The sequence below is a fragment of the Streptomyces sp. B3I8 genome (assembly GCF_030816915.1).
GTDB lineage: Bacteria > Actinomycetota > Actinomycetes > Streptomycetales > Streptomycetaceae > Streptomyces.
The window spans coordinates 1858648-1885316 of sequence record NZ_JAUSYN010000002.1 but is presented as its reverse complement, the minus strand read 5'-3'; the positions used below and the strand labels follow the sequence as shown (position 1 = coordinate 1885316).

Below are 26669 nucleotides of genomic sequence, written 5' to 3'. Positions count from 1 at the left end.
GCCGCAGTGGGCGTCGCCCCGTCACCACTCCGCCCTCGGGACCGGTCGTACAGTGGCCCACCATGCCGGAACACCGCCAGGAGCGTGCCGCGTCCGCCGCGTCCGCCGCGTCCGCCGCGTCCGCCGCGTCCGCCGTGCCCGCCGTGGCCCGGGAGCCGCAGTACATGGATCGGCACCCGGACCGACAACCGGACTACGCCCAGTCCGTCGAGTACCGGAAGGGGACGTCGCGCGGGGCCGCCCGCCTCCCGCACGGCTTCGTCCTCGAGCCGCACTCGCACACCAGGGGCCAGCTCGTGTACGCCGCCTCGGGCGCGCTGGCCACGGCGACGGCACGGGGGACGTGGGTCGCGCCCGCCAACAGGGTCACCTGGACGCCGCCGCGGTTCGCCCACTCCCACCGCTTCTACGGGGAGACGGACGTGCGTCTCCTCACCGTCCCGCTCGACCTGTGCGGGCAGCTCGTGGACCATCCCAGCGTCTTCGCGGTCAGCCCGCTGCTGCGTGAGGCGCTGCTCGCGCTCACCGGCGGGAAGGAGCGCAGGCCGGGTGCGCACGGGCGGCTGCTCGCCGTCCTCGTGGACGAACTCGCCGATGCCGCCGAGCAGTCGCTGCACCTTCCGGAGGCGAGCGACGACCGGCTGCGCACCGTCACCGCCCTCCTCCACGAGGACCCGGCCCGGCCCGCCACCCTGGCCGCGCTGGGCCGGACGGTGGGCGCGAGCGAGCGCACGCTCAGCCGGCTGTTCCACGCCGAGCTGGGCATGAGCTTCCACCGCTGGCGCACCACACTGCGCATCCACCATGCCCTCGCCCACCTCGCCGCCGGCCTGTCCGTCACCGACACCGCTGTGGTGTGCGGCTGGTCCAACCCCTCCACCTTCATCGACGCGTTCACCGAGATGGTCGGGCAGACACCGGGCCGATACCGGGCGGGGCTGCGCGGCGCCCGGTCGTAGCCCGTCGTAGCCCCTCGCGGTGCGTCGTAGCCGGTCGCAGCTTGGCGGGTTTTCGGTATCCGGTGTGCGATCACCGGTGGTCGGCGGGGGAGCGCGGGTCCGAGAGTGGGGACCGAGCGCCGCGCCCGTCAGGCCGGCGCCCCCGGTCACGCCACCGCCGTGACCGGCCACCACCGCGAGCCCGGAGACGTACACGCACATGAGCTCAGCCCACGACAGCACCACCCCCGAGAGCACCCCCCACGACAGCACCACCCACGAGAACACGACCGTCGTCATCGTCGGGGCCGGTGTCGCCGGTCTCACGCTCGGCAACTTCCTGCTGCGCAACGGCGTCGACTGCGTCGTGCTGGAGAAGCACTCCCGCGCCTACGTCGAGGGACGCCAGCGCGCCGGGACCATCGACACCTTCGGCGTGCGCATGTTCCGCGAGTGGGGCCTGGAGGAGGTCCTCGCGGGCGACTCCGTACCCGAGAGCGACTTCGACTTCTACATCGACGGCCATGCCATGTCGGCCGACATGGGCGACGACAACGACGAGGCCCTCTACTGCCCCCAGCAGGTGCTTGTCCGCAACCTCACGGACGTCTTCCTCCGGGACGGCGGGGATCTGCGGTACGAGGCCGCCGACGTGTCCCCGGAGAACCTGACGGGGGAGCGCCCCGTGGTGCGGTACCGGGACGCCGACGGCGTGGACCGGGCCTTGGACTGCGACTTCGTCGCCGGGTGCGACGGCTTTCACGGGGTGAGCCGGCGCAGCATCCCCGCCGCCGCGCTGACCGAGTACTCCCACGCGTACGGGTACAACTGGCTCAGCGTCCTGGCCGCCGTCCCGACCGACCCGGCGGCCATGGCGATCCACCCGCGCGGTCTGGCCGGCATGATCCCTCGCGGCTCGCAGGCCACCCGGCTGTATCTGCAGTGCGCGGTCGAGGACACCGCCGAGCAGTGGCCGGACGAGCGGATCTGGAGCGAACTGGAGGCCCGCTTCGAGATACCCGTGCCGACCGGCGAGATCGTCGAGAAGCGGATCGTCCCCCTGCGCAGCGTGGTGTTCGACCCGATGAGTCACGGCGGGCTGTATCTGCTGGGGGACGCCGCCCATATCGTCCCGCCGATGAGCGCGAAGGGCATCCACCTCGCCCTCCACGACACGCAGGTCTTCGCCCGCGCCGTCATCCGCGCGGTCAAGGAGGGCGACCGCGGTCTCCTCGACACCTACTCCGAGACCTGCCTGCCCCACATCTGGAACTACCAGGCGTTCGCCACCTGGATCACGGAGGTCATGCACAACGCCGGGGACACCCGTCACGAGGGCGAGTTCCGCAAGCAGATCGCCCGCGCCGAACTGCAGCGCCAGTTCACCTCCGACGCCGCGAACAGACTCTTCGGCGAACTCACCGCCGGCGTCAACTAGGGTCTTTCGTGCCGGACCCCGCGACGCCGGAATGATCCAAACGAGAGGCCCAGGGATCGTTTGGCGGCGGCCCCCAACCTGTACGAAGCTGGAGGGGACGGGGACGGGCCGGTGGCAGGGGTGCCGTTCCGCCGATCACGAGAGAGGGTGACGACCATGCGAGCTCAGGTCGGCGACCAGCTCGTCGTCGAAAGTACCAAGTCGGGCGCGACCCGCCGGGACGGGGAGATCGTGGGGCTCCACCACGGGGACGGCACCCCGCCGTACGACGTGCGGTGGTCGGGCACGGAGGAGGTGTCGGTCGTGGTCCCCGGGCCCGACGCGCACGTCCACCACGTCCCTCACAGGGAGCACGAGGGGTACGGGACGCCGCGCGAGGACCGCGGGGTGTAGGCCGCCCGACCCGGGGCTACGCGGGTGTGAAGGGTGCGGCCCTCCTAGGGCCTGTTGCAAAGTCCCGTCGTCCGCCCGGAGGGCAGGCGGGACTTTCGCAACAGGCCCTAGGAGGGGTGAGGGGGGCCGTATCGAGTCTCTTCACGCCTCCTGCTCCCGCGGCGGCTGTGGCACCGCGTACCCCGGTACGGAGGGCCACCGCACCGTCAGCACCACCGACTCCTCCTCCGCAACCCAGGAGTGGTCCACTCCCCGGCTCCAGACGACGTAGTCGCCCTGCTCCTGCAGGAGCACGTCACGGCCGGGGAACTCCATGCGGAAGCGGCCGCTGATCAGTACCAGGAGGGCGGTGCGGACCTCGCCCTCCACCCACTGGGCCCGGCGTTCGCCGCGCGGGTGGACACCCCACTTGACCTCGACGGCGTCGCTGTGGCGGGGGTCGCCCGGTTCCCGGAAGTGGCCCAGCAGCCAGCCCCGGTCCAGCACCGCGTCCTTGCCCGCGCTGCCCACGTACACGCCGTCGTCCGTACACCCGTCTTCGGCCGCGTGCGCGTGGTTGCGGTTCGCGTACGCCCCGTCGTCCCCGCGTTCGCCGTTCTCCATGCCGGGACGCTAGCAGTCCGCCGGACGCGCGCAGTGCCCGTTGCGCACCCGTCCCGTGCAGTACTGCCCGCTCAGGTGTTCGTATGAGGTGTGGCCGCGTTGTTATCCTGCCACCAACCGAACTTCCCCTGTTCCGCGTGTACTTGACAGGGCGGGCGAACGCTTCGGCGGTGGGGGCGGGGTGGGTCCTCCTGGCTCGGTGAGCCCGCCCACGCCCAGGAGACGAGGAGAGTCGCCCCATGCAGGACCAGGACGCGGTGCCCCCGGACACGACCGACGAGCGGTTGGTGGCCGGCCGATACCGCCTGCTGTCCCCGCTCGGCGCGGGCGGCATGGGAACCGTGTGGCGCGCCCGCGACGAGATGCTGCGCCGCGAGGTCGCCGTCAAGGAGGTGCGCGCGCCCGCCGGGCTGCCCGCCGCCAAGGTCGAGCGGATGTACACCCGGCTGGAGCGGGAGGCGTGGGCCGCGGCCCGCATCGCCGCCCGCAATGTCATCACCGTGCACGACGTGGTCATCGACGCCGACCGCCCGTGGATCGTGATGGAGTTCGTCCGCGGCCGCTCGCTCGGCGAACTGATCGCCTCCCAGGGGGCGTTGACGCCCCGGGAGGCGGCCCGGATCGGTGCGGAGGTACTGGCCGCGCTGCGCGCCGCGCACGACGCCGGGGTGCTGCACCGCGACGTGAAACCCGCCAACGTCCTCCTCAGCGACGACGACCGGGTGATCCTCACCGACTTCGGCATCGCCATGGTCCAGGGCGACACGGCGCTGACGCTCACCGGCGAGGTGGTCGGCTCGCCCGAATACCTGGCGCCGGAACAGGCGTTGGGCCGTCCGCCGGGGCCGGCGACCGACCTGTGGTCGCTCGGCGTGCTGCTGCACACCGCCGTCCAGGGCCGCTCGCCCTTCCGGCGCGAGAACACCCTGAGCACGCTGCGCGCGGTCGTCGACGAGGCACCGCCCGCCCCGCACCGCGCCGGGCCGCTCACCCCCGTCATCGAGGGCCTGCTGCGCAAGGACCCCGCCGAGCGGACCTCCGCCGAGCGGACGGCCGAGCAGCTGCGGCTCGTGGCGGCCGGGAGCACGGCGGACGCGGACACGGAACGGACGGACCCGGAAACACCGGTCACCGGCAGGCCAGGTACGGATGCGCGGGCGGCCACGGATGCGCCGAGTACGGACGTGCAGTCCACGGTGGCGGACACGGGAGTGACCGCCGAGGCGACGGCCGTAGAGGCGACGGTCACGGAGGTCGGGACCCCGGTCACGGCCGTCGAGCCGACGGTCACGGAGGTCGGGACCCCGGTCACGGCCGTCGAGCCGACGGTCACGGAGGTCGGGACCCCGGTCACGGCCGTCGAGCCGACGGTCACGGAGGTCGGGACCCCGGTCACGGCCGTCGAGCCGACGGTCACGGAGGTCGGGACCCCGGTCACGGCCGTCGAGCCGACGGTCACGGAGGTCGGGACCCCGGTCACGGCCGTCGAGCCGACGGTCACGGAGGTCGGGACCCCGGTCACGGCCGTCGAGCCGACGGTCACGGACGTCGGGACCCCGGTCACGGCCGTCGAGCCGACGGTCACCGCCGCCGAAACCCCGGCCACGGACGCCAGGACGACGGTCACCGCCGCCGGGACGGCCGCCGCTACCGCCGCCACCACGGCCGCGGGCCGACCGGTCTCCGGCGGCTCCGGCTCCCGGGCCGTCGACCCGCGCACCGCCCTCGCGCGTCCCGCCGGCCCCGGGGCCGCCGACGCGCCCGCCGCACCACAGGGTTCGGCCCCGGCGACGCCCGTTCCCGCAGCCCCCGTCGCCCAGGTGCCCGTCGCCCCGCAGGGGTCGCCCCCGGCCGCCGCGCCCACGGTGACCGCGGACGCCCTGCCGGCCCCGCGCGGTCCGCAGGGCGAGCCCCCGGCGCCCCCCGGCACCCCTCCGGGGCGGCCCCGGAGGTGGGGCGGGGCGTACGTGTGGGGTGCGGCGGCCGCCGCGTTCGTCGTGCTGGCGGGCGGACTGGGATACGCCCTGGCCACCCACGGCGACGACGGCGACAAGGGCGGCACGAACACCAAGGCCGGCACCGCCACGGCGGGTACGGCCACCGGGCAGGACCAGGGCCAGGGCGGCACGGCTCTCGAGAACGGCGGCGCCGCCCCGCCCCCGGCGACCGTCTCCGTCACCGGCACGCACACCACGTACGCCGGGAGCTGCCCGCCCCCGCAGGGCCAGGCGCCCACCTTCACGGCCACCTTCGAGGTGACGAAGCTGCCCACGACGTTCACCTACCGCTGGGTGTCCTCGGGCGGCACGGTGGTCGACCGGGCCTGGCGGAAGCTGTCCTTCGCGGCGGACGGCCCCCGTACCCACCAGGAATCGGTGAGCGTGACGACGTACGCGCAGTCGGGGACGCTGTCGAGCGCGATGGGCGTCGAGATCCGGTCGGAACGGCAGACGGTGTCCGACACGGTGCCGTTCACCCTGACATGCGAGTGACGGAACGGCGCGCGGCGCCCGACGGCTCCCGGGGCGCCCCGAGCGCCCTTCACCCCGCACCACCCCTTCACCCCGCACCACCCCTTCGCCCCCAGGAGTCTTGAGTGTCGTCGGTCATCGTGGGACGTACCGGTCCCTTCAGTGGTCAGAGTGTGCTGCTCGGCACCGCTCCGCTGCGGTTCGGGCGCAAGAGCGACAACGACGTGGTCATCGTCAGCACCAAGGCGTCCCGGCTGCACGCCGAGATCGTCGTGGAGAACGGTGTCCACGTCCTCCACGACCGTGACAGCAGGAACGGCACCCACGTCAACGACCAGCGCGTCACGCGGCACGTGCTGGTCTCCGGCGACGTGATCCGGATAGGCGACGAGACCTTCCGTTACGAGACGCAGGAGGCCATGGAGACGGTCATGGACCTCTCCCAGGCCGATCTGCCGCCCGCCGCCGCGGCCGACCCCGGCCGGCTGCGGGTCACGGTCGTCGGCGGGGGACCGGTCGGTCTCGCCTTCGCCCTGCTGCTGGAGGACGCGCTGGCGGGCAACGTCGCCCTCACCGTGTACGACGGCCGGTGGACCCGGGCCGACAACGCCGTGGTCTGGAAGGACGAGACACAGGGCAACGTCCGCCGCCAGCAGGTGGTGACCATCCAGAGCCGGCAGTACCTCGCGCTGACCGAGGAGATGCGCCAGGCGCTGTTCGGGGCGGGCGAGTTCTCCGAGATGTGGCCCGTCGGACCGGACTCCGTGGGCGGCCGGCCTCCCCGCAACATCCGGATCGCCTACATCGAGGACCGGCTGCTGGAACTGGCCGCGCGGAAACCGGCGATCCGGCTGGTGCCGCGCCGGCTCGACGTCGAGGAGCACGACACCCGGCTCGCCGGGGAGCACGTCCTGGTGATCAGCGACGGCGGCCGCTCCCGCACCCGTGAGCACTACATCGACCGCTTCGGCCGGGCCGACTCCTCCGTGTACTCCCTCGACGGCGAGCACCTGCACGACCTGGTGCTCGGCCTGCGGGTCAAGTCGCCGCTGCCGGACCCGACGAGCGTCCTGCTGACCGTCTCGCAGAACCGGTTCCTGCTCAACTCGCTGCGCGGCGAGGGCTTCCTCAACATGCGGCTGACCCGCGAGGAGGCCAAGGCGGTCGTCGGCATCGACCCCGAACGCCAGGTGTTCGCGGACTGCGTCGCCGCGCGCCCCTGCGTGATGAGCCGGCAGGAGGACAACGAGTTCGTCTGCCCCACCCACGGCACCCTCTTCCTGCCCGCGCTGCTGCGCGGCTCCGTCCTGTGGAAGCGGATCCAGGAGGGGCTGCGGATGTTCGGCGTGCCGGAGGAGGACCTGAGCGCCATCACCTCCTTCCGGCTGGACATGGTGCAGCGCCCCCGGTTCACCGCGGAGCTCCGCCGCGCCACCGCGACCGGCCCGGGGACCTACGGCTTCCTGCTGGGCGACGCGGCCAACGCGATCCACTTCTGGCCCGGCCGCGGCCTCAACAGCGGCCTCGCCTCCGCCACGTCGCTGGCCCGCTCGCTCAGCCGGGTGTGGCGGGGCCGGCCGCTGCGCGACGCCGACTTCATCCGGCACGAGGCCGCGATGTCGATGCTGCAGTACCGGCACAAGAGCCGGGCGTGGAACGCCATGGTCGCCACCGACGACAAGGGCGTCACCCGCGCCATCAAGGACATCATCGCCCACAGCACCGAGCCGCTCCCGGAGGGCGGTGTCGGCGCCGGTGCCGGTGCGGAGGCGGGCGGGGCCGATCTGGACGGGCTGCTGGAACGCATGTCCGCGATCCGCGAACGGCTCGCCCCCCGGATGCCGGGCCTGCCCGGCGACGAGGAACTGCGCGCCCACCTGTCGGCGCTCGCCCCGTCGACCCTGCGCACGCTCCGGGAGAGCGGCGCGTGGGACACCCTGATCGTCGGCGGCGAGGAGGTCGACATCGACCTCTTCTACCAGTCCGACGCCCCCGTCTACGTCCCCCGTCCCAGCGACCCCCTCGACGCCCCGGGCGTCCCGCGCGATCCCCGCGTCCTCGGCACCGAGCCCGGCCCGTCGGCACCGGTGGCGGGCCCGCGCGGCTGAGCGCGGACGGAGGACCAGGACCAGACCGGAGACGAGCACCGGACCGAAGACGAGGACCAGACAGAAGACAAGGAACAGACAGAGGACGGAAAAGGGGCCTCACACCTCAGGTGTCAGGCATCCGATCCCGAGGCCGGTGGCCCGAGTGAGCGGCGGGCCACCCCGGCGACGTGGGACTCGAACGTCCCGCGGGCGTCCGGGGTCAGCGTGCGCAGCGCCACCAGCGCCGTGAGGGCGACATCGCACAACTCCGCGCGGACGTCGTCCCAGGTGTGGGTGACGCCCTTGCGGGGGTTCTGGCCGACCGCCCCGATCACCGCCTCGGCGACCTCGCCCACCTCTTCCGACAGCTTCAGCATCCGCAGCAGCAGCCCCTCGCGGCCGCCGACCGGGCTCGCGGCCTCCAGCCACGTCCACAGGTCGTCGACGGACCGCCAGAGACCGTCCGCCGCGCCCGCCGCGTCCGCCGCCGTGCCCTCCCCGTTCACCCGCTCACCCCGCTCGTCGACTCACCGCTTGATGCCGACCCCGGTCCACAGGCTGACCTGGGCGTCGGTGGGGGGCTCCGACGCCTGCTCGGCGCCCGTGCCCGCGTCGGGGCGCCAGCGGTGGCCGACGGAGATTCCCGGGTCGAGCAGGTCGAGCCCGTCGAAGAAGCGGGCGACGTCCTCCCGCGCGCGGAACCGCACCGGTGTCCCGGCGTTGGTGTATATCGCGGTGACCTTCTCCCACGTCTCCGGGTCGAAGTCCGGGGTGCAGTGGCTGAGGGCCAGCGCGCTGCCCGTGGGGAGGACGGCCAGCAGACCCTCCACGATGCCGTACGGGTCCTGCGCGTCGGTCACGAAGTGCATGAGGGCGTTGAGCGAGAGCGCGACCGGCTGGTCCATGTCCAGGACGGCGGCCAGCTCGGAGGAGTTGATCAGCGCCTCGGGGTTGTTGACGTCCGCCTCGATGTACGTGGTCCGCCCCTGCGGGCTGCTGCGCATCAGCCGCTCGGCGTACTTCAGCACCAGGGGGTCGTTGTCGGCGTAGACGACCCGGGCCTCCGGGACCACCGACTGGGCCACCTGGTGCAGGTTCGGCTCGGTGGGGATGCCGGTGCCGATGTCCAGCCACTGGCGGATGCCGTGCTCCCGGGCGAGCACCCGGGTGGCGCGGTGCATGAAGGCGCGGTTCTCACGGGCGCACACGAAGATGCCGGGGTAGGCCTCCGCGACGGCCTCGGCGGCCTTCTTGTCGACCTCGAAGTGGTCCTTGCCGCCGAGGTAGTAGTCGTACATCCGGGCGGAGTGGGGCCGGCTGGTGTCTATCTCCCGGGCCGTGTGCGAGGTGTTCATTTCGTCCCTTCCCTCTGTCCCTTTCGGTGCAGGTCTGTGCGGTGCGGTGCGGTTCCGTTCGGCGTGGTCCCGGCGTGGTCCCGGTGTGGTCCCCGTGCGGGGACCGACGTGGTCGGTCCGTCAGCCTGCGGCCAGGTGGTCGGCGAGACCCCGCTTGACGCCCGCGACGAACGCGGCCATCTCCTGCGGGGTGTAGATCAGGGCGGGCCCGGCCGGATCGGTCGACTGCCGCACCGCGACCCTGCCGTCGGAGAGTTGCTTGGTCTGCACGCACTGACCGCCGTTCGGGCCGCTCCACGGGGACTCCCAGCCCTGCTCGCCGAGGTCGAGGGCGGGCATCCCGTTGTAGACGCTGGTGTGGGCGTCATGTGCGCCGTACGCGCCGTGCGCGGCGTGCGCGGCGTGCGTGCTGTGGACACTGCGGGCACTGCTCTTGCTGGTGCTCATGAGTATTCCTTGCGCATCTGGTTCAGGAGCGCTCTGCTCTCCGCGGACGAGGTCAGAAGGGACATCCGGTTGTGCGCCTCGAGGTGTGTCACCACGTCGGAGCGCTGGTCCAGGTACACGGCGGCGGACAGGATCTCGCTGTAGACGACGTCGGGGAGTTCCGGTTCCTCGAACCGGAAGTACGTGAACGGCGCGCAGGCGCCGGTGTGCGCGCCCGCGGCGAACGGCACGACGTCGACGCTGACGTGCTCCAGTTCGGAGACCTCCAGCAGCCGCTCGATCTGCTCCCGCATGACCTTGGGGCCGCCCACCACCCGGTGCAGCACGGCCTCCTCCAGCACCACCCACAACACGGGGGCGTCCGGCCGCTCCAGCAGGCTCTGCCGGCGCAGCCGCAGTCGTATGCGCCGGTCGAGGTCCTCCTCGCTGTCGTTGGGGAAGCCGCCGCGCAGGATGGCCTTGGCGTAGTCGTGGGTCTGGAGCAGCCCCGTGACGTACTGCGGCTCGTAGGTGCGCAGGGTCTTCGCCCCGCTCTCCAGGCTCACGTACGCGCTGAACCAGTTCGGCAGCACGTCCCGGTACGGGTGCCACCAGCCCGGCTCGTTGGCCTTGTCGGCCATGGTGACGAACTCGTCGATCTCCTGCGGGTCGGCCCCGTACGTCTCGAGCAGCTTCTCCACGTAGAGCGGCTTGAGCGCGACCTCCGCCTTCTCCAGCCGGCGGATGGTCAGGGACGTCACGCGCAGCGCCTTGGCCGCCGTCTCCAGGGAGACGTTCGCGTCCTGCCGTCGCTCCTGCAACCGCCGGCCCAGGATCATCCGGAGGACGGTGGGCGCGCTCCCGCCCGAACCACCCGTACCCGAACGGGAGTCACTCACGACCAACCTCCTGAGGAGCCGTCAACAGTATGAGCATGACAGTGACTTGGCTGATTGCGCCAGACCGAAAACAACTGTCCGACATCTGCTGGGTGAAAATATCAGCGAGCCGGTTGCAGCCTGAACTCACCCGCGAGCATAGTTACTTGTGTGACGCCGGCCGACGGACACGACCAGTCCGGCGGCGGTCCGTCACGCGCTCGCTCACGCCCCGACGCTCGACCCGCCCACCCGGACCACCCTGCTCCGACTGCGTCCGCCGGCCCGACGGAAGGCGACCATCGTGTCCCCCCACGCGACAACCTCCCCCGTGACCACGTCCCCCGAGCTCTTAGACGTAGCCAACCCCGACCGCACGCACTGGCTCGAACTCCCGGCGTACCGCACCAGCGTCAGAGTCGCCCGTCGCTCGGTGGGCGCGCGGCTGACCGGATGGCGGCTGCCCGGGGAACTGTGCGAGGACGCCGTGCTGCTCGTCTCCGAGCTGGCCACCAACGCGATACGGCACACGCTGAGCGCGCGCATCCTGTGCGGGGTCGGGTTCATGGGGGAGGGCCGCGTACGGCTGGAGGTGCACGACCACGACTACGGCGGCGGCAGCGCGGACATGACGGGGTCGCGGCCGGGCAGTGACGCCGAGGGCGGCCGGGGACTGTTCCTCGTCGAGCAGCTCGCCGACGGGTGGGGGGTCTGCCGGTCGAGGCTGACCGGCGGCAACGCGGTCTGGGCGACGCTCACGGCGTGAGCCGCCGGGGGGGCGGGCGGAGCCGCACCGGAGTGGTTCGGGCATGGGCACCACCGGTCCGGACCGCACGGGAGCGATCCGGCCAGGGGCTCGACCGTACCGGAGCGATCCGGTCACGGACACGGTCACGGACACGACCGCACCGGCGTGATCCGGCCAAGGTTCCGTCCGGTTCGGAGCGATCCGACCGCGGGTCCGGCCGGTTCGCTATTCCTCGAACAGTGGTGCCTGGTCACCCAGCCGTTCCGCCCGCTCCCGCTCCCGGACCCGCCTGGTGCGGGCGCCGATCACCGCGCAGGTGACCGCCGCCGTCACGCCGAGCGCGGCCGGCACCATCCAGTTGCGGTTCACCGCGTGGCGCAGCACATGGTCCAGGGAGATCCGGCCGGGACCCGCCACCGCGAGCCCCGCCGCCGTCAGACCGAGCGAGGCCGCGTACTCGTAGCCACCGCTCTGGGCGAAGAAACCGTTGGGCGCGTGCAGCGCCGCCGCGCCCGCCATCGACCCGGCCGCCGCCGCGCCCGCCGCCGGTGTCGCGAGGCCCAGCGCCAGCAGGGTGCCGCCGCCGGTCTCGGCGAGCCCGGCCGCCGTCGCGCTGGCCCGGCCGGGCGCGTAGCCGACGGACTCCATGTACTGTCCGGTGCCCTCGATCCCGTGGCCGCCGAACCACCCGAACAGTTTCTGCGCGCCGTGCGCCACGAGCACCCCGCCGGTGCCCAGCCGGAGCAGCAGCAGTCCTACATCACGTCGGTCGCACAGCGTCACGATCGATCACTCCCGGAACGGCGATGGTCCCTCTTGCACCTCCACCGTTCCACGCCCCGCACCGGCCCTCCCGTCCCGCGCGGCCGGACGGGTGAGGGGGTGGGGAGGGTGCATACGGCTGGGGCGGGGAGGGCGAGGACGGCTGGGGCGATGTCGAGGAGCCCCGCATTTCACCGGCCGCGTCTGATGAACGAACCCGCCCGCCTCGCCGTCTTCCTTCCCGGGCATCGTCCGGGGCCCGCTCGCCCGGCCGACCGGCCGAGATCGACCTGCCGTGGGAAGGACCTGAGGGGTATGGGGACATCGAAGGGAAAAGCGATGGTGGAGGGCCGGGACCGGGGGCCGACTTTGCCGAGGCTTGGTGACCCCGATGTGGGCCGGGCGGGCAGGACTTTGTACGGTCCCGGGATGCGTGACTCTTCCCCGCTCTCCCGTCGTGCGCTGCTCGGCCTCGCCGCCGCCGCGCCCCTGGCCGCCGCCGTTCCCGCGGTCACCGCCACCTCCGCGTATGCCGCCACCGCCATCGGCGGGGAACGGCTGGGCCGCCCCGGACTGCAGGTGCAGAGCGGTGTCAAAATGCCCGCCAAGCTGACCGCACAGGCCTGGCTGGTCGCGGATCACGACACCGGAGAGGTCCTCGCGGCGTTCGACGCGCACCGGCACCTGGCCCCCGCGTCCACCCTGAAAATGCTGTTCGCGGACACCGTGCTGGGCAAGTTCGACCGCACTCAGCGGCACAAGGTGGCCCTGGAGGAGATCTCGGACGTGCCGGCGGGCTCCAGCCTCGTCGGCGTCAAGGAGAACTACACGTACACCGTCGAGCAGTTGTGGCTCGGCGTCTTCCTGCGCTCCGGCAACGACGCGGTGCACGTGCTGTCCCACATGAACGGCGGCATCGCGAAGACGGTCGCGGAGATGCAGGCCAAGGCCGTCGACCTCCAGGCCCTGGACACCCAGGTGCGCAGCCCCGACGGGTTCGACCACAAGGGCCAGGTCTCCTCCGCGTACGACCTGACGCTGTTCGCCCGGCACGGCCTGAAGAACGACGACTTCCGCGCCTACTGCGGGACGAAGACCGCGAACTTCCCGGCCGGCGGCAAGAAGACCTTCCAGATACAGAACACCGACCGCCTGCTGACCGGTTCGTGGGGGCTGGACACGTACGACGGCATCATCGGCGTCAAGAACGGTTACACCAGTCACGCCGGCAACACCTTCACCGGCGCGGCCACAAGGAACGGGCGCACCCTGCTGGTCAGCGTGCTGCACCCCGAGTCCGGCGGCAACGGCGTGTACAAGGAGACCGCGCAACTGCTCGACTGGGGCTTCGCGCACGTGGGCAAGGTCGAGGCGGTGGGCAAGCTGGTCGACCCGCTGAGCGAGGGCGGTGCGAAGAAGGCCCCCGCGGACAAGGCGGCCGGAGCGAAGGGCGCGGGCGGCCCCCGGCCGGCGTCGGCCTCCGGCGACAGCCCGTCCTGGGGCCTGGTCGGCGGCGCCGGCGCGGCGGTGGCCCTGCTGGCGGGCGGCGCACTGGCCCTGCGGAGCCGACGCAGGCGGCGGACGGCCGCGACACCGGCACTCGGGGGGACGCCTGCGAACGGCGGGACGCCCGCGAACGGTGGGATCCCCGCGAACGGCGGGACACCTGCGACCGGCGGGATATCCGCGAACGGTGGTCCCGCGCCCGCCGGCCCGGTGGCGCCCGCGGGCGCCGGCCACACGATTCCCGGTCAGGGCGGCCCGGGACACCCGGGTCCCACGGCTCCGGGTCACGGAGGCCCCGGCCACCCGGGCAGCCCCGCCGACGGTCCGGCAGCGGGTTCCTCCGGGCGGCAGGGAGGGTGACGCTGTGGCCCGGAGAGTCCTCCGGGCGGCAGAGGAGCCGGTGTCGCGGCAGGGAAGCTGACGCTACGGTCGGGGCCGGCGCTGTGGCGAGCGGATCTCATCCGCTCGTCACGTGGCTGTTGTGTACGTGACAGACGGAGGTCGACCGGGGCCGGTCGAATGGCGGGGTCCGCAACCGTCAGGGGAGGCCCCGGATGACATCCGCGTCCCGCCAGCCGTCGCAGCACGCTCCCGAACTCCGCGCCGCGGCCCGCCACTTGGGCCGCCGTCGGTTCCTCACCACGACCGGGGCGGCCGCCGCGCTCGCCTTCGCGGTCAACCTGCCCGCCGCCGGCGCCGCGAGCGCCGCCGAACTCGACTCCCGCAGGATCGGTGAGAACCCGTTCACCCTGGGCATCGCCTCCGGCGACCCGCTGCCCACCTCCGTCCTGCTGTGGACCCGGCTCGCCCCGCGGCCGTACGAGACGGACGGCGGGCTGCCCGCCCTCCGCGTCCCGGTTCAGTGGGAGCTCGCCCACGACTCCCGTTTCCGCCGGATCGTCAGACGCGGCTCCGCCACCGCGCACCCCGAGTACCAGCACACCGTGCACGTCGCCGTCTCCGACCTCGACCCCGGCCGGGGGTACTACTACCGCTTCCGCACCGGCTCGTGGATCAGCGCCACCGGCCGCACCCGCACCGCCCCCGCCACCGGCACCGACTCCTCCCGGCTCAGGCTCGCCGCCGTCTCCTGCCAGGCGTACCACGACGGCTACTACACCGCGTACGGCCACCTCGCCGAGGACGACGTCGACGTGGTCTTCCACCTCGGGGACTACCTCTACGAGTACGCCGTCAACTCCGCCGGAGGCGCCCGCGGTTACACCGACCGCGTCCTGCCCGACGTGTTCAACCGCGAGACGGTCACCCTGGAGGACTACCGGCTGCGGTACGCCCTCTACAAGAGCGACCCCGACCTGCGCGCCGCGCACGCCGCGCACCCCTTCGTCGTCACCTGGGACGACCACGAGACGGAGAACAACTACGCCGACGGCGTCTCCGAGAACGAGGACCCGCCGGAGGAGTTCCTGCTGCGCCGCGCCGCCGCCTACCGCGCGTACTGGGAGCACCAGCCGCTGCGCCGCACCCAGCTCCCGCACGGCCCCGACGCCCAGCTCTACCGCCGGCTGCAGTGGGGCCGGCTCGCCCAGTTCGACGTGCTGGACACCCGCCAGTACCGCTCCGACCAGGCGTACGGCGACGGTTCCCACGTGCCCGGTCCCGAGTCCGACGACCCGGCGCGCACGATCACCGGCGCCACCCAGGAGCGCTGGCTGATCGACGGCTGGCGCACCTCCCGCGCGCTGTGGAACGTGGTCCCGCAGCAGGTCACGTTCTCCCAGCGCAAGCTGGACCTCAACCCCGTCGCCAAGCTGTCCATGGACGCCTGGGACGGCTACCGGACGTCCCGGCAGCGGGTGCTCGCCGGGGCGAGGTCCGCCGGCGTGGAAAACCTGATGGTGCTCACCGGCGACGTGCACGTGGGCTACGCGTTCGACATCAAGGCCGACTTCGACGACCCGTCCTCGAAGACGCTCGGCACGGAGATCGTGGCGACGTCCATCACCAGCGGCAAGGACGGCTCCGAGAAGCCGTCCAACTGGGCGACGTACACCGAGGCCAACCCGCACCTGAAGTACTACAACGGGCAACGCGGTTACGTGACCGTGGAGTTGGGACGCTCGCAGGCGCGGGCGGACTTCAAGACGGTCGCGGCGGTGACGACCCCCGGGGCGGCGATCAGGACCGCCGCCTCCTTCGTCACGGAGGTGGGGAAGCAGGGCCTGCGGAAGGTGTAGCCCCCCGCCGGCCAGGAGGGGGGAGCACCGTTCCGTCAGGCCGCTTCCCCCGGGTACCGCACGCCGATCTGCTCGCGGATCGTGTCCAGCGTGCGCATGATCGCGAGGGTGCCCTCCAGCGGCACCAGGGGGGACTCCTTCTCCCCGGCGCGCAGCGCCCGCATGACCTCCCCGGCCTCGTGGCGGAAGCTGGTGCGGGGTCCGTCGGCCGGGTCGGCCGTGAACTCCTCGGGGTCACGGCCGTCGCGGTGCAGCACGAAACGGTCGGGGTGGAAGAAGCCGCTGGGCACGTCGATGCGGCCCTCGGAGCCGGTCACCGACGCCACCACCGCCGTACCGCCGCTGATCGAGCAGTGTACGGAGGCGAGCGCGCCGCTGTCCCAGGTGAACAGGGCGCCCGTCTGGAGGTCGACGCCCTCCTCGGAGAGCACCGCGCGCGACGTGATCCCCGCCGGCTCCCCGAGCAGGAGCTGCGCGAAGGACACCGGGTAGACCCCGAGGTCCAGCAGCGCGCCGCCGCCCTGCGCGGGGTCCCGCAGCCGGTGCGCGGCCGGGAAGGGGCCGGCCAGCCCGAAGTCCGCCTGCACGGTGCGGATCTCGCCGATCGCGCCGTCGTCGACCAGTGCCTTCAGGCGCCGTACCAGCGGGTTGCAGTACATCCACATGGCCTCCATCAGGAAGCGGTCGTGCCTCTTTGCCAGCGCGACCAGTTCCTCGGCCTCGCGCAGGTTCAGCGTGAACGCCTTCTCGCACAGCACGTTCCGCCCGGCCTCCAGGCAGAGGCCCGCCGCCGCCCGGTGCGCCGCGTGCGGTGTGGCGACGTACACCACGTCCACGTCCTCGTCCCGCGCCAGGGACTCCCAGTCGCCGTAGGCCCGTTCGATCCCGAACCGGTCCGCGAACGCCTGCGCCGACTCCGCCCGGCGCGAAGCCACCGCGACCACCTCGGCGTCGGGCAGATCCACCAGATCCGCCGTGAACGCCGCGGCGATCCCGCCGGTCGCCAGAATGCCCCACCGCACGCGTTCGTCCGTCATGTCCGTCCCTCGTCCCGTCCACCTGTCGGGCCGGCCACGGGGCGTCCACGCCGTCCGCGTCGTCCACCCAGTGGGCACCGCCCTCGATCAGTCGTTCGAGCTGAGAGCATAGGCGGCGGGGTGGAGGAACGAGAGAACAGGGAGGGGTCCCATGCCGGAGCCCGGTCGCACCACGCAGGTGTCGGACGGCTCGGAGAGATGCCCGGAGGAGCGTGCGGCGAGCGGCGGTGCGGCCGCGCCGCCCGTGACCGCTCCCGCCGGGAGTGCCGCGCGTGCCGGGAGTGCCGCGCGGGCCGGGCTGTTCGTCACCTTCCTCCTCGGCGGGCTGACCGCGACCGCCCCGCTGGCGATGGACATGTACCTCCCTTCGCTGCCCGAGGTCACCCGCTCCCTGCACGCCCCCGCCGCCACCGTCCAGCTCACCCTCACCGCCTGCCTGATCGGCATGGCGGCGGGCCAGCTCGTGGTGGGCCCGATGAGCGACCGGTGGGGCCGCCGCCGGCCGCTGCTCGCCGGGCTCGCCGTCAACGTCGTGGCCACCGCGCTGTGCGCGCTCGCGCCCACCGTGGAAACCCTCATCGCCTTCCGGCTGGTGCAGGGGCTCGCGGGCGCGGCCGGCATCGTCATCGCCCGCGCCGTCGTGCGGGACATGTACGAGGGCGTGGCCATGGCCCGCTTCTTCTCCACCCTCATGCTGATCTCCGGTGTCGCCCCCGTCGTCGCCCCGGTGATCGGCGGCCAGCTCCTGCGGTTCACCGGCTGGCGGGGCGTCTTCGTCCTGCTCACGGTCGTCGGGCTGGTGCTCGGCGCGCTGGTGTGGGCGCGGCTGCCCGAGACGCTGCCGCCCGCGCGCCGGCACGCGGGCGGGATCGGCGAGACCCTGCGCGCCATGCGCGGACTCCTCGCCGACCGGGTCTTCGTCGGCCACACCCTCACCGGCGGCTTCGCCTTCGCCGCCCTCTTCGCGTACATCTCCGCCTCCCCGTTCGTCGTGCAGGACATCTACGGCGCCTCCCCGGGGACCTTCAGCCTCCTGTTCGCCGTCAACTCCGTCGGCCTGATCACCGTCGGACAGATCAACGGCAAGCTGCTGGTGGGCCGCGTCCGGCTGGAGAACGTGCTGGCGGTGGGCCTCGCCCTCACCGCCGCCGCCGCGTGCGCGCTGCTGCTGATGACCACCGGCGTCTTCGGCGAGGTCGGTCTCGCCCCGGTCGCCGCCGGCCTGTTCGTCCTGATGTCCGCGCTCGGCCTGACGATGCCCAACGCCCAGGCCCTCGCCCTGATGCGCACCAAGCGGGCCGCCGGAGCCGCGTCCGCGCTGCTCGGGACCTGCTCCTTCCTCATCGGCGCCCTCGCCTCGCCGCTCGTCGGCCTGGCCGGCGAGCACACCGCGGTGCCCATGGCCGTCGTCCAGGTGGGCGCGGCACTGGTGTCGGTGGTCTGCTTCGTGGCACTGTGCCGTCCCTGGCAGGGAACGGCCGGCGCGGAGGGAACAGAGCACTGAGCGCACCGAGACTGCGTGTCGACAGCCCGGAGCGGGCCGGGCTCGACCCCGGGGAACTGCGCCTGCTGGTGCGCGACGTGCGCGCGGCGGTGGAGCGCGGCTGGGCCGCGGGGGCGGTCGTGGTCGCCGGGCGCGGCCCCGTCGTCGCCGTCGAGGACGCCACCGGCTGGGCCGTCCGCTACGCCCGCTACGACGAGGCGACCGGCACCGGTGTCGAGCTCCCGCCCGACGCCCGTGTGCCGATGACCGTCGACACGTCCTTCGACCTCGCCTCGCTCACCAAGCTGTTCACCGCCGTGGCCGCGGTGCAGCAGCTCGAACGCGGCACGCTCGGCATCGACGCGCGCGTGGGGGCGTACCTGCCGGACTTCACCGGCGCCGCCGCGCACGGCGTCACCGTACGGCAGCTCCTCACCCACACCTCCGGGCTGCGGCCCGAACTCCCGCTGTACGACGCCGCCGACGCCGCCGGGCGGCTGGCACTGCTGCGCGCCGAGGAGCCCGTCGGGGCGCCCGGCACGTACTGCTACTCCGACCTCAACATGCTGTTGTTGCAGCACCTCCTGCAACGGCTCACCGGGTGTCCGCTCGACGTGCTGATCCACGGCTGCGTCACCCGTCCCCTCGGCATGACCGCCACCGGGTTCGGGCCGTGCCCCGGGGCGGCGGCCACGGAGGACCAGCGGCGGCCGTGGGGGAAGGCGGACCGGGGGATGCTGCGGGGCGTGGTCCACGACGAGAACGCGTGGGCGCTCGGCGGCGTCGCCGGACACGCCGGGATGTTCTCCACGGGGCGGGACCTCGCGGTCTTCTGTCGCGCGCTGCTGACCGGGGGCTCGTACGGGCCGGCCCGCATCCTCGGCCCCGACTACGTGGAACTGATGCTGACGGCACCCGGGCTGGGGTTCGCCGTGGACCAGCCGTGGTTCATGGGGGAACTGGCGGGGCGGGGGGCGGCGGGGCACGCGGGGTTCACGGGGACGTCGCTGGTACTGGACCCGGCGACGGGGGCGTTCCTGGTGCTGCTCGCCAACACGGTCCACCCGCGCCGACGCCCCCCGGACAACACGGTCCGCGCGACAGCGGCGACGCGTCTGCACCGGGCGGTGCGGCCGTTGTGACCGAGGGGTTCACCCCTGCGGCCCCGGGCGCCCAGTAGCTCGAGGGGGTGGAGGTTGTTCGGCGGGTGCGGGTGCGGGTGCGGGTGCGGGAGCGTCGTGGCTTGTCGCGCAGTTCCCCGCGCCCCTTGAAGAGCGGGGCTGCGCCCCGCTTCCAGGGGCACGAGCGACCGCCCACCGACCCGCGCCCGCCGGACGACCCATCCCCCGGGCCCCGAGGAGACGGGCAGGGGCGAGGGGGCGAGAAAAACCCGCGCGCACTCCCACCCCCACCCGCTCCCTACAATTCCGCACGTGAACCCCGCCGTCCCCGCTCCCGCTCCCGATTCCGCCTCCGCCGAGGAAACCCTCCGCACCACCCTCGCCCGCCTCCTGGACGGCCTCCCGCCCCGCCAGGCCACCACCGCCGTCGACCGCCTCATCACCAGCTACCGGGGCAACACCCCCACCCACACCCCCGTCCTGCGCGACCGCGCCGACGTCGTCGCGTACGCCGCCTACCGCATGCCCGCCACCTTCGAGGCCGTCCGCGCCGCCCTCCGCGCCCTCGCGCGGGCCGCCCCGGACTGGACCCCCCGCAGCCACACCGACCTCGGCGGCGGCACCGGCGCCGCCACCTGGGCCACCGCCGCCACCTGGCCGGCGGAACGCCCCGTCACCGTCCTCGACTGGGCCGAGCCCGCCCTCGCGCTGGGCCGCGAGATCGCCGCCGCCCACCCCGCCCTGAAGGACGCCGAGTGGCGGCGCGCCCGCATCGGCCGGGCGCTCACCCTCGACGCCACCGACCTCGTCACCGTCAGTTACGTCCTCGGCGAGCTGACCGACGCCGACCGCGCCCACGTCGTCGACGCCGCGGCGGCCGCCGCGCGGACCGTGGTGATCGTCGAGCCCGGCACCCCGGACGGCTACGGCCGGATCATCGAGGCCCGCGACCGGCTGATCGCGGCCGGCCTGCGCATCGCCGCCCCCTGCCCGCACAGCGCCCGCTGCCCCATCGTGCCCGGCGAGGACTGGTGCCACTTCGCCGCCCGCGTCAGCCGCTCCTCCCTGCACCGCCAGGTCAAGGGCGGCTCGCTGCCGTACGAGGACGAGAAGTTCGCCTACGTCGCCGCCACCCGCCTCCCCCCGGAGGAGGCGACCCCGGCACCCCACCGCATCGTCCGCCGCCCCCAGATCCGCAAGGGCCAGGTGCTGCTCGACCTGTGCGACCCCGACGAGGAACTGCGCCGCGGCACGGTCACCAAGCGCCACGGCCCGCTGTACCGGGCGGCCCGCGACGCGGCCTGGGGCGACGCCTGGCCGCCACCGCACCCGGAGGAGTGAGGCGGCCCGGACAGGGGGAGTGACGCGGCCCCCGACGCCGACGGCGGTCACCGAAGGCGCGGGATGGTGGGACCATGGAGCGAGCCGCAGTCTTCCGCACCTGGGTGAGGGATGGATGAACGCAGAGTTCGGCCGCCGAACGGGCGGGCAGGGCAGGTTCTCCCGGATGTCCCAGTGGCTGCGCGGACGCCGCCCCGACGACGCGGACGACGCGGCCGCCGCCGGCGGCCGCGAGGACCTGCTGCTCGCCACGGCCGCCGCCGGACTCCCGCTGGCCCCCGCCGCGCACCCCGTGGGCTACCGCTGCTCCTGCGACCGCGTCGGCTGTCCCACACCCGCCCGGCACCCCGTCTCCTGGGCCTGGCAGACCCAGTCCACCACCGACAGGGCACAGGTCGAGCGGTGGGCCAGGCACCAGCCGGACGCCAACTTCGTCACCGCCACCGGCATGACCCACGACGTGCTCGACGTGCCGCGCGAGGCCGGGCAGGAGGCCCTGGAGCGGCTGCTGGCGGCCGGCGTCGAGGTCGGCCCGGTGGCCGTCACCGGCGGCGGGGCGGTGACGGGGGAGGGGCGGATGATGTTCTTCACCCTCACCCGCGGCACCCCGCCGGACGAGGACGAGTGGTGGCCGTGCGCGCTGGACTGCCACCCCGAGACCATGGACGAACACCCCGGACTGCGCTGGCACTGCCGGGGCTCCTACGTCCTCGTGCCGCCGGCCGTGCTGCCCGGGGAGGAGCGCGTGGAGTGGATGCGCGGCCCCGAACACCCGCTGCCGGACCCGCTGAGCCTGCTGGAAGCGCTCACCGACGCGTGCGCCCGCCACCACGTGGAGGCCGACGCCGATCACATGGACGCCGCCGGTGACACGGACGGCACCGCCCACGGCACCGACGCGCTCCCGTCCCCGCCCCGCCGCGGCTGACCCGCGGCCACGCCGACCGGACCGGCCACGTCGGCGGATCAGGACGGAACCCGGCAGAACCGCGGTCCGCCACCGCCGGACCGCGCTCGCGCTATTCGCCCTTCGCCCCCGTGAGCCCCGCCACCCGGCCGAGGAACGCGACCCCGTCGCGGTCGCCGTCACCGTCGCCGCCGTGTCCGGACCTCGCCGGGTCCAGCACGGCCTGGTTCGAGACGTAGGCCAGCGTCAGGGACTGCTGGGGCTCGCCGTTCATCAGTGCCTTGATGGCCGGGTCCGTCACCGTGAGACGGACCCCCTTCGCGGCCGTCTGCTTCTCGTAGTGCCGGGTCGCGAAGAACACCAGCGCCGACCCGTCCTTCGTGCGCAGCCCCAGCGGGGTGTACGCGCCGCCGGACAGCGCCTCGTCACGGTACTGGCGGGCCAGCCCCGGCCGGGTCGCGTTCTTCTTCCGGGTGTCCCGCAGCGCGCTCGTGAAGGCACCGGGCGCGAACCCGTCGCCGCCGTCCTGGAGGTAGTCCGCGTACGCCGTCGCGAGCCTGCCCGGTGTGACCGCCAGCGCCGGGTCACCGGCCGCGACGGGTTCCGCGAACCCGTTGTCGTCCTTCTTGAAGACCGGTACGTCGTCGGCGGCGACCACCGTCAGATACGACACCCGCCAGGCGTCGTCCGCGCCGGCGCGGGTGAACACCAGCAGCCAGCGGCTGCTGCCGCGGTTGGAGGCCGAGTCCGCGACGAACCAGCGCGGCCAGCCCGCCTTCTTCGGGATCGTGTACGTCGTGTCGGTCAACTCCAGCGCCTTGTACGAGGAGTTGCCGTCCGGGGCGGTTTTGTGCCCGGCCCGCAGCTTGGCACCGTCGATGTCGGCCAGCGCACCGGCGACCCGACCGGCGTCCAGCGCACGGTCGTTGGCCCGCTGCGCCTTGTTGTAGGCGGTCAGGAAGGACGTCATCGCCTTCGCCGCCTCGCCCTTCGTGGCGGCCGGGAGCACCTCGCGCTCCCCGTGCACCACCACGCACCCGCTCGCCGTCAACGACAGCGCGGTCACCGACGCCGCGAGCAGCGCGCTCCGCCGCGTGCCCGGCCCCGCGCCCCGCCGCGTACTCCGCTCCGCTCCGCGCCCCGCGTTCGGCTCAAGCCTGCGAAGCCTTCGAGGTCCGCGATCCCTGGTCATCAGGTGCCTTCACCTTCCCCTTCCCGGAGGCGAACCCTACCGGGGCGAGGAACAGCGCGAGCGCCGGGACCAGATACAGCACCCACACCACCGACTGCAGCACGGTCGGGTCGGGCTGGAAGTTGAACACGCCCTTGAGCAGGGTGCCGTACCAGCTGTCCGGCGGGATCGTGCCGCTGATGTCGAAGGCGAGGCTGGTCAGGCCGGGAATGATGTCGGCCTCCTGGAGGTCGTGGACGCCGTACGCGAGGACGCCCGCGGCGACCACGACGAGCATGCCGCCGGTCCAGGTGAAGAACTTGGCGAGGTTGATCCGGACCGCGCCCCGGTAGAACAGCCAGCCCAGCAGCACCGCGCTGGCCAGGCCGAGGGCGACGCCGATCAGCGGACGCGGGGTGCCGTCACCGGCCGCGTGCACCGACGCCCACACGAACAGCGCGGTCTCCAGGCCCTCCCGGCCCACCGCGAGGAACGCGGTGGCGACCAGCGCGCCGGTGCCCATCGCCAGGGCGGCGTCCAGCTTGCCGTGCAGCTCCGACCTGAGGTGGCGGGCGGTGCGCCGCATCCAGAACACCATCCACGTCACCAGTCCCACCGCGACGATCGACAGCGAGCCGCCGAGCCCCTCCTGCGCCTGGAACGTCAGCTCCTGCGAGCCGAACTCCAGCACGCAGCCGAAGGCGAGCGCGAGGGCGATCGCGATGCCGATGCCGGTCCAGACGGGCCGCAGGGCGTCCCGGCGGCCGGTCTTGACCAGGTAGGCGATCAGGATGCAGACGACGAGGCTGGCCTCCAGCCCCTCGCGCAGACCGATCAGATAGTTGGAGAACACGGTGCTACGCCTCCTCGGAGAACAGCGCCCGGCCCCACCAGTCGTCCGCGTCGCGGACGCCGGGCGGGATCGCGAAGACCGCCGAACCCACGTGCTGGATGTACTCGTTGAGTGCGTCGGACGCGGACAGCTTGCGCTGGAGCGGGATGAAACCCTTGCGGGGGTCGCGCTGGTAGGCCAGGAAGAACAGTCCTGCGTCCAGCCGGCCGAGGCCGTCGGTGCCGTCGGTGAAGGAGTAGCCCCGGCGCAGGATGGTGATGCCGCCGTTGGCGTCGGGATGCGCGAGCCGCACGTGCGCGTCGGGCTTCATCGCCTTCAGGAACGGCGCGTCGTGCTCCTTGGCCTTGCCGACGGGTGCGCCCTCGCCCTTGTCGCGGCCGAAGACGTCCTCCTGCTCCTGCAGTGCGGTGCGGTCCCACACCTCGATGTTCATGCGGATGCGCCGGGCGACGAGGTACGAGCCGCCCTCCATCCACTTCGTGCCGTCGCTCTCCCCGGCCCACACGTACTTCTTCAGCCGGTCGGTCTCGGTCCCCGCGATGTTCCGGGTCCCGTCCTTGAACCCGAAGAGGTTGCGGGGGGTCTGGGCGCCCGGGGTGGTGGAGGAGGTCTTGCCGAAGCCGAGCTGCGACCAGCGGACGGCGACCTTGCCGAAGCCGATGCGGGCCAGGTTGCGGATCGCGTGCACGGCGACCTGGGGGTCGTCCGCGCACGCCTGGACGCACAGGTCGCCGCCGGTGCGGGACTTCTCCAGGTTGTCGCCGGGGAACTTCGGCAGGTCGACGAGTGCCTCGGGCCGCCGGTCGCCGAGGTCGAACTTCTCGAACAGGGAGGGGCCGAAGCCGAGGGTCAGCGTCAGCCGGGAGGGCTTGAGGCCGAGCGCCTCGCCGGTGTCGTCCGGCGGGGCCTCGGCGAGCCCGCCGTAGGCGCCGTCGCCGACGGCCTTCCCGGCCGTCATCCGCCGAGCGGCGGCCGTCCAGTCCTTCAGGAGCTGGACGAACGCGGCCCGGTCGGTGGTCTTCACGTCGAACGCGGCGAAGTGCAGCCGGTCCTGGACGGGGGTGGCGATGCCTGCCTGGTGCGTGCCGTGGAAGGCGACGGCGTCGCCGGTGTCGGCGCCGGCGGGGTCGATGTCGTCCCCGCCCCCGGCCATGGCGACGGCACCCCCGGCCACGGCGGCCCCGAGCGCGAGCCCGGCACCGCCCCACCCGAGGAGGGCACGCCGGGAGGGCGCGCCGCCGTGTGCGGGCGCCTCCGCCTCCGCGGGGATGCCCGTGTCGTCCGTGTCGTCCGTGTCCCGGTCCCGGGGGGTGTCCGTCATGCCCGTACGTCCGTCCCTACGTGTTCGCTCGTCCTACTTGACGACGGCGGAGGCCAGCTTGGACAGCGGCTCGGCGAGCGCGTTGACCGCGTCCGACAGCTCCTTGCGGTCGTCCTTGCCGACCTTGTCGTAGGAGGTGAAGTCGTAGGAGTCCGTGCTGGGGCGGTACTTGTCGAGCAGCTTGTCCAGCGCGGCGAACTGCTTGTCCAGCTCGGCGGTGAGCGCGGGGTCGTTCTTCCCGGCGACCGGCTTGAGCAGCTCGTACGACTTCTGGGCGCCCTCGACATTGGCCTTGAAGTCGACGAGGTCGGTGTGCGAGTACCGCTCCTCCTCACCGGTGACCTTGCCGGTGGCGACCTCGTCGAGGAGCTCCTTGGCGCCGTTGGCCATGGAGGTGGGGGTGATCTCCGCCTTGCCGACCCGCTTCTGCCAGTCGGTGAGGTCGGTGACGAGCTGGTCGGCGAGGGTCTTCTCGGTGGCACCGATCTTCTTGTCCTGCCAGAGGGCCTTCTCCAGCCGGTGCCAGCCGGTCCACTTCTGGCCCTCCTCCAGGCCGTCGGCGCGGGTGTCGACCTTCGGGTCGATGTCGCCGAAGGACTCGGCCACCGGCTCGGTGCGCTCCCAGCCGATGCGGGAGGGGGCGTACGCCTTCTTCGCCGCCGCGAGGTCGCCGTCCTTGACCGCCTTCACGAAGGTCTTGACGGCGGGCAGCGTGGCGTCGGCCTGCTCCTGCGCGTACGCCCGGTAGTCGGCGACGGCCTTGTCCAGCCGCGGATCGCGCTCGGCGGTCCTGCCACCGCCGGTGACGGTGAGCTTCTGGCGGACACCGTGGCCCTTCATGCCCGGCCGGCAGGCCACCTCGTACGCGCCCGCCTTGACCTCGGCGGTCAGCGTGTACTTCGTCCCCGGCCCGATGTTCTCCTTCTCGGACACGATCCGGTCGTCCGGGAAGAGGATCTCGACCTCGGTCGCCTTGGACCCCTTGTTCTCGATCCGCAGGGTGACCTGCCCGGCGGGCACGGACTTCGCGGAGGTGTCGCAGGTGGAGTCGGCGGCGGTCACCTGGATCGCGTCACCGTCCTTGGCGTCGCTCTTCTCGGTGCAGCCCGTGACGGCGACCAGGGCAGTCGCGCCGGCGACGGCGGTGACGACGGAGAGGCGGACGGCTCGCATCAGGACTCCAGGCTCCGGGGCGACAGATCAGACAGGCACAGGTGAGGCTGTCCTAACTTAACTGAGGATTACCTCAGTCATACCCGCAGGAGTCGTGATTCACCTCTCACGGGAGGATCACAGCCACGGCCAGATCTCACTGTCCAATAAGAGCCCCCAAGGACAGGCAAAGCGCGGGTCAAATGCCCTGCCGGCGAGAGAGGTCGGGTGACGCATCTCACAAGAGCCGGGTCCGCCCGCACTTCGCAAGGGGCGCGCCCCGCGAGGCCGCGCCCCGCGAGGCCGCGCCCCGCGAGGCCGCGCCCCGCGAGGCCGCGCCCCGCGAGGCCGCGCCCCGCGAGGCCGCGCCCCGCGAGGCCGCGCCCCGAGAGGCCGCGCCCCGCTGGGGCGCGCCTCAAGGGTCGCGGGGAACTGCGCGGCCAGCCACCCCCGATCCGCACCCGCCCGCGCTCCCCC

Annotated in this window: 22 protein-coding genes and 1 pseudogene; 12 read left to right on the top strand and 11 right to left on the bottom strand. The window is 73.1% G+C overall.

Going from position 1 to position 26669, the window contains the following annotated elements; genetic code table 11:
• Positions 1-62 precede the first annotated feature (62 nt).
• From QFZ64_RS10595 to QFZ64_RS10585, 3 genes are all read left to right on the top strand, one after another.
• Positions 63-959 carry a helix-turn-helix transcriptional regulator gene (locus QFZ64_RS10595; protein WP_307064630.1) on the top strand — a complete coding sequence of 299 codons (897 nt, stop codon included), beginning with the start codon at positions 63-65 and terminating at the stop codon, positions 957-959.
• A 199-nt stretch (positions 960-1158) separates the two neighbouring features.
• Positions 1159-2376, top strand: a complete 1218-nt coding sequence (locus tag QFZ64_RS10590) for a 4-hydroxybenzoate 3-monooxygenase (RefSeq protein ID WP_307064629.1) — start codon at positions 1159-1161, stop codon at positions 2374-2376.
• A 156-nt stretch (positions 2377-2532) separates the two neighbouring features.
• The gene (locus tag QFZ64_RS10585) at positions 2533-2769 is read left to right on the top strand and encodes a DUF1918 domain-containing protein (protein WP_307171560.1); all 237 of its coding nucleotides are present in this window, start codon (positions 2533-2535) and stop codon (positions 2767-2769) included.
• A 141-nt stretch (positions 2770-2910) separates the two neighbouring features.
• On the opposite strand, the gene QFZ64_RS10580 is transcribed toward QFZ64_RS10585, so the two are convergent.
• Positions 2911-3372, bottom strand: a complete 462-nt coding sequence (locus QFZ64_RS10580; RefSeq protein ID WP_373430582.1) for a signal peptidase I — start codon at positions 3370-3372, stop codon at positions 2911-2913.
• Positions 3373-3611: 239 nt separating this feature from the next.
• On the opposite strand from QFZ64_RS10580, the pseudogene QFZ64_RS10575 reads away from it, so the two are divergent.
• Both QFZ64_RS10575 and QFZ64_RS10570 read left to right on the top strand, forming a co-directional pair.
• Positions 3612-4460 (top strand): annotated as a pseudogene (locus QFZ64_RS10575) (serine/threonine-protein kinase); the annotation flags it as partial.
• 1508 nt (positions 4461-5968) lie between these two features.
• Positions 5969-7951, top strand: a complete 1983-nt coding sequence (locus tag QFZ64_RS10570) for an FHA domain-containing protein (protein WP_307064628.1) — start codon at positions 5969-5971, stop codon at positions 7949-7951.
• Positions 7952-8064: 113 nt separating this feature from the next.
• Here QFZ64_RS10570 and QFZ64_RS10565 read toward each other — a convergent pair whose 3' ends face one another.
• The 4 genes from QFZ64_RS10565 to QFZ64_RS10550 form a co-directional block, all read right to left on the bottom strand.
• Positions 8065-8439 (bottom strand): MazG-like family protein, encoded by a 375-nt coding sequence (locus QFZ64_RS10565; RefSeq protein WP_307064627.1) that lies wholly within the window; start codon positions 8437-8439, stop codon positions 8065-8067.
• Between the two features lie 21 nt (positions 8440-8460).
• Positions 8461-9288 (bottom strand): SAM-dependent methyltransferase, encoded by an 828-nt coding sequence (locus tag QFZ64_RS10560; RefSeq protein ID WP_307064626.1) that lies wholly within the window; start codon positions 9286-9288, stop codon positions 8461-8463.
• Between the two features lie 120 nt (positions 9289-9408).
• The gene (locus QFZ64_RS10555) at positions 9409-9627 is read right to left on the bottom strand and encodes a DUF397 domain-containing protein (RefSeq protein ID WP_030379652.1); all 219 of its coding nucleotides are present in this window, start codon (positions 9625-9627) and stop codon (positions 9409-9411) included.
• Positions 9628-9731: 104 nt separating this feature from the next.
• Positions 9732-10613 (bottom strand): helix-turn-helix transcriptional regulator, encoded by an 882-nt coding sequence (locus QFZ64_RS10550; protein WP_307064625.1) that lies wholly within the window; start codon positions 10611-10613, stop codon positions 9732-9734.
• A gap of 310 nt (positions 10614-10923) precedes the next feature.
• Here QFZ64_RS10550 and QFZ64_RS10545 point away from each other — a divergent pair, with 310 nt between their 5' ends.
• Positions 10924-11358: an ATP-binding protein gene (locus QFZ64_RS10545; RefSeq protein WP_307064624.1), complete on the top strand. Its 435-nt coding sequence runs from the start codon at positions 10924-10926 to the stop codon at positions 11356-11358.
• Between the two features lie 207 nt (positions 11359-11565).
• Here QFZ64_RS10545 and QFZ64_RS10540 read toward each other — a convergent pair whose 3' ends face one another.
• A complete protein-coding gene (locus QFZ64_RS10540; RefSeq protein ID WP_307064623.1) occupies positions 11566-12123 on the bottom strand; it encodes a DoxX family protein in 558 nt (185 codons plus the stop codon).
• Positions 12124-12531: 408 nt separating this feature from the next.
• Here QFZ64_RS10540 and QFZ64_RS10535 point away from each other — a divergent pair, with 408 nt between their 5' ends.
• Together QFZ64_RS10535 and QFZ64_RS10530 are read left to right on the top strand one after the other, a co-directional pair.
• Positions 12532-13968, top strand: a complete 1437-nt coding sequence (locus QFZ64_RS10535; protein ID WP_307064622.1) for a D-alanyl-D-alanine carboxypeptidase family protein — start codon at positions 12532-12534, stop codon at positions 13966-13968.
• Between the two features lie 194 nt (positions 13969-14162).
• Positions 14163-15806 (top strand): alkaline phosphatase, encoded by a 1644-nt coding sequence (locus QFZ64_RS10530; protein ID WP_307064621.1) that lies wholly within the window; start codon positions 14163-14165, stop codon positions 15804-15806.
• Between the two features lie 35 nt (positions 15807-15841).
• Here the strand turns inward: QFZ64_RS10530 and QFZ64_RS10525 are convergent, their stop codons facing one another.
• Positions 15842-16843: a Gfo/Idh/MocA family protein gene (locus QFZ64_RS10525; RefSeq protein WP_307064620.1), complete on the bottom strand. Its 1002-nt coding sequence runs from the start codon at positions 16841-16843 to the stop codon at positions 15842-15844.
• A gap of 151 nt (positions 16844-16994) precedes the next feature.
• Here QFZ64_RS10525 and QFZ64_RS10520 point away from each other — a divergent pair, with 151 nt between their 5' ends.
• The 4 genes from QFZ64_RS10520 (at position 16995) to QFZ64_RS10505 (ending at position 21716) form a co-directional block, all read left to right on the top strand.
• The gene (locus QFZ64_RS10520; protein ID WP_307064619.1) at positions 16995-18347 is read left to right on the top strand and encodes a multidrug effflux MFS transporter; all 1353 of its coding nucleotides are present in this window, start codon (positions 16995-16997) and stop codon (positions 18345-18347) included.
• Positions 18299-19468 (top strand): serine hydrolase, encoded by a 1170-nt coding sequence (locus QFZ64_RS10515; protein WP_307064618.1) that lies wholly within the window; start codon positions 18299-18301, stop codon positions 19466-19468. Before QFZ64_RS10520 ends, QFZ64_RS10515 begins: the two co-directional genes overlap by 49 nt.
• Positions 19469-19759: 291 nt before the next feature.
• Entirely contained in the window at positions 19760-20788 is a 1029-nt protein-coding gene (locus tag QFZ64_RS10510) for a small ribosomal subunit Rsm22 family protein (RefSeq protein WP_307064617.1), read from the top strand.
• 115 nt (positions 20789-20903) lie between these two features.
• Complete coding sequence (locus QFZ64_RS10505) at positions 20904-21716, top strand: bifunctional DNA primase/polymerase (RefSeq protein ID WP_307064616.1); 813 nt, start codon at positions 20904-20906, stop codon at positions 21714-21716.
• 91 nt (positions 21717-21807) lie between these two features.
• Here QFZ64_RS10505 and QFZ64_RS10500 read toward each other — a convergent pair whose 3' ends face one another.
• Genes QFZ64_RS10500 through efeO form a run of 4 tightly spaced genes read right to left on the bottom strand, consistent with a single transcriptional unit; the run spans position 21808 to position 26213 of the window.
• Positions 21808-22887 carry a hypothetical protein gene (locus tag QFZ64_RS10500; protein WP_307064615.1) on the bottom strand — a complete coding sequence of 360 codons (1080 nt, stop codon included), beginning with the start codon at positions 22885-22887 and terminating at the stop codon, positions 21808-21810.
• The gene (gene efeU / locus QFZ64_RS10495; protein WP_307064614.1) at positions 22847-23719 is read right to left on the bottom strand and encodes an iron uptake transporter permease EfeU; all 873 of its coding nucleotides are present in this window, start codon (positions 23717-23719) and stop codon (positions 22847-22849) included. Before efeU ends, QFZ64_RS10500 begins: the two co-directional genes overlap by 41 nt.
• Before the next feature lie 4 nt (positions 23720-23723).
• A complete protein-coding gene (efeB, locus tag QFZ64_RS10490) occupies positions 23724-25040 on the bottom strand; it encodes an iron uptake transporter deferrochelatase/peroxidase subunit (RefSeq protein ID WP_307064613.1) in 1317 nt (438 codons plus the stop codon).
• A 33-nt stretch (positions 25041-25073) separates the two neighbouring features.
• Positions 25074-26213 (bottom strand): iron uptake system protein EfeO, encoded by a 1140-nt coding sequence (efeO, locus tag QFZ64_RS10485; protein WP_307064612.1) that lies wholly within the window; start codon positions 26211-26213, stop codon positions 25074-25076.
• Positions 26214-26669: the final 456 nt, after the last annotated feature.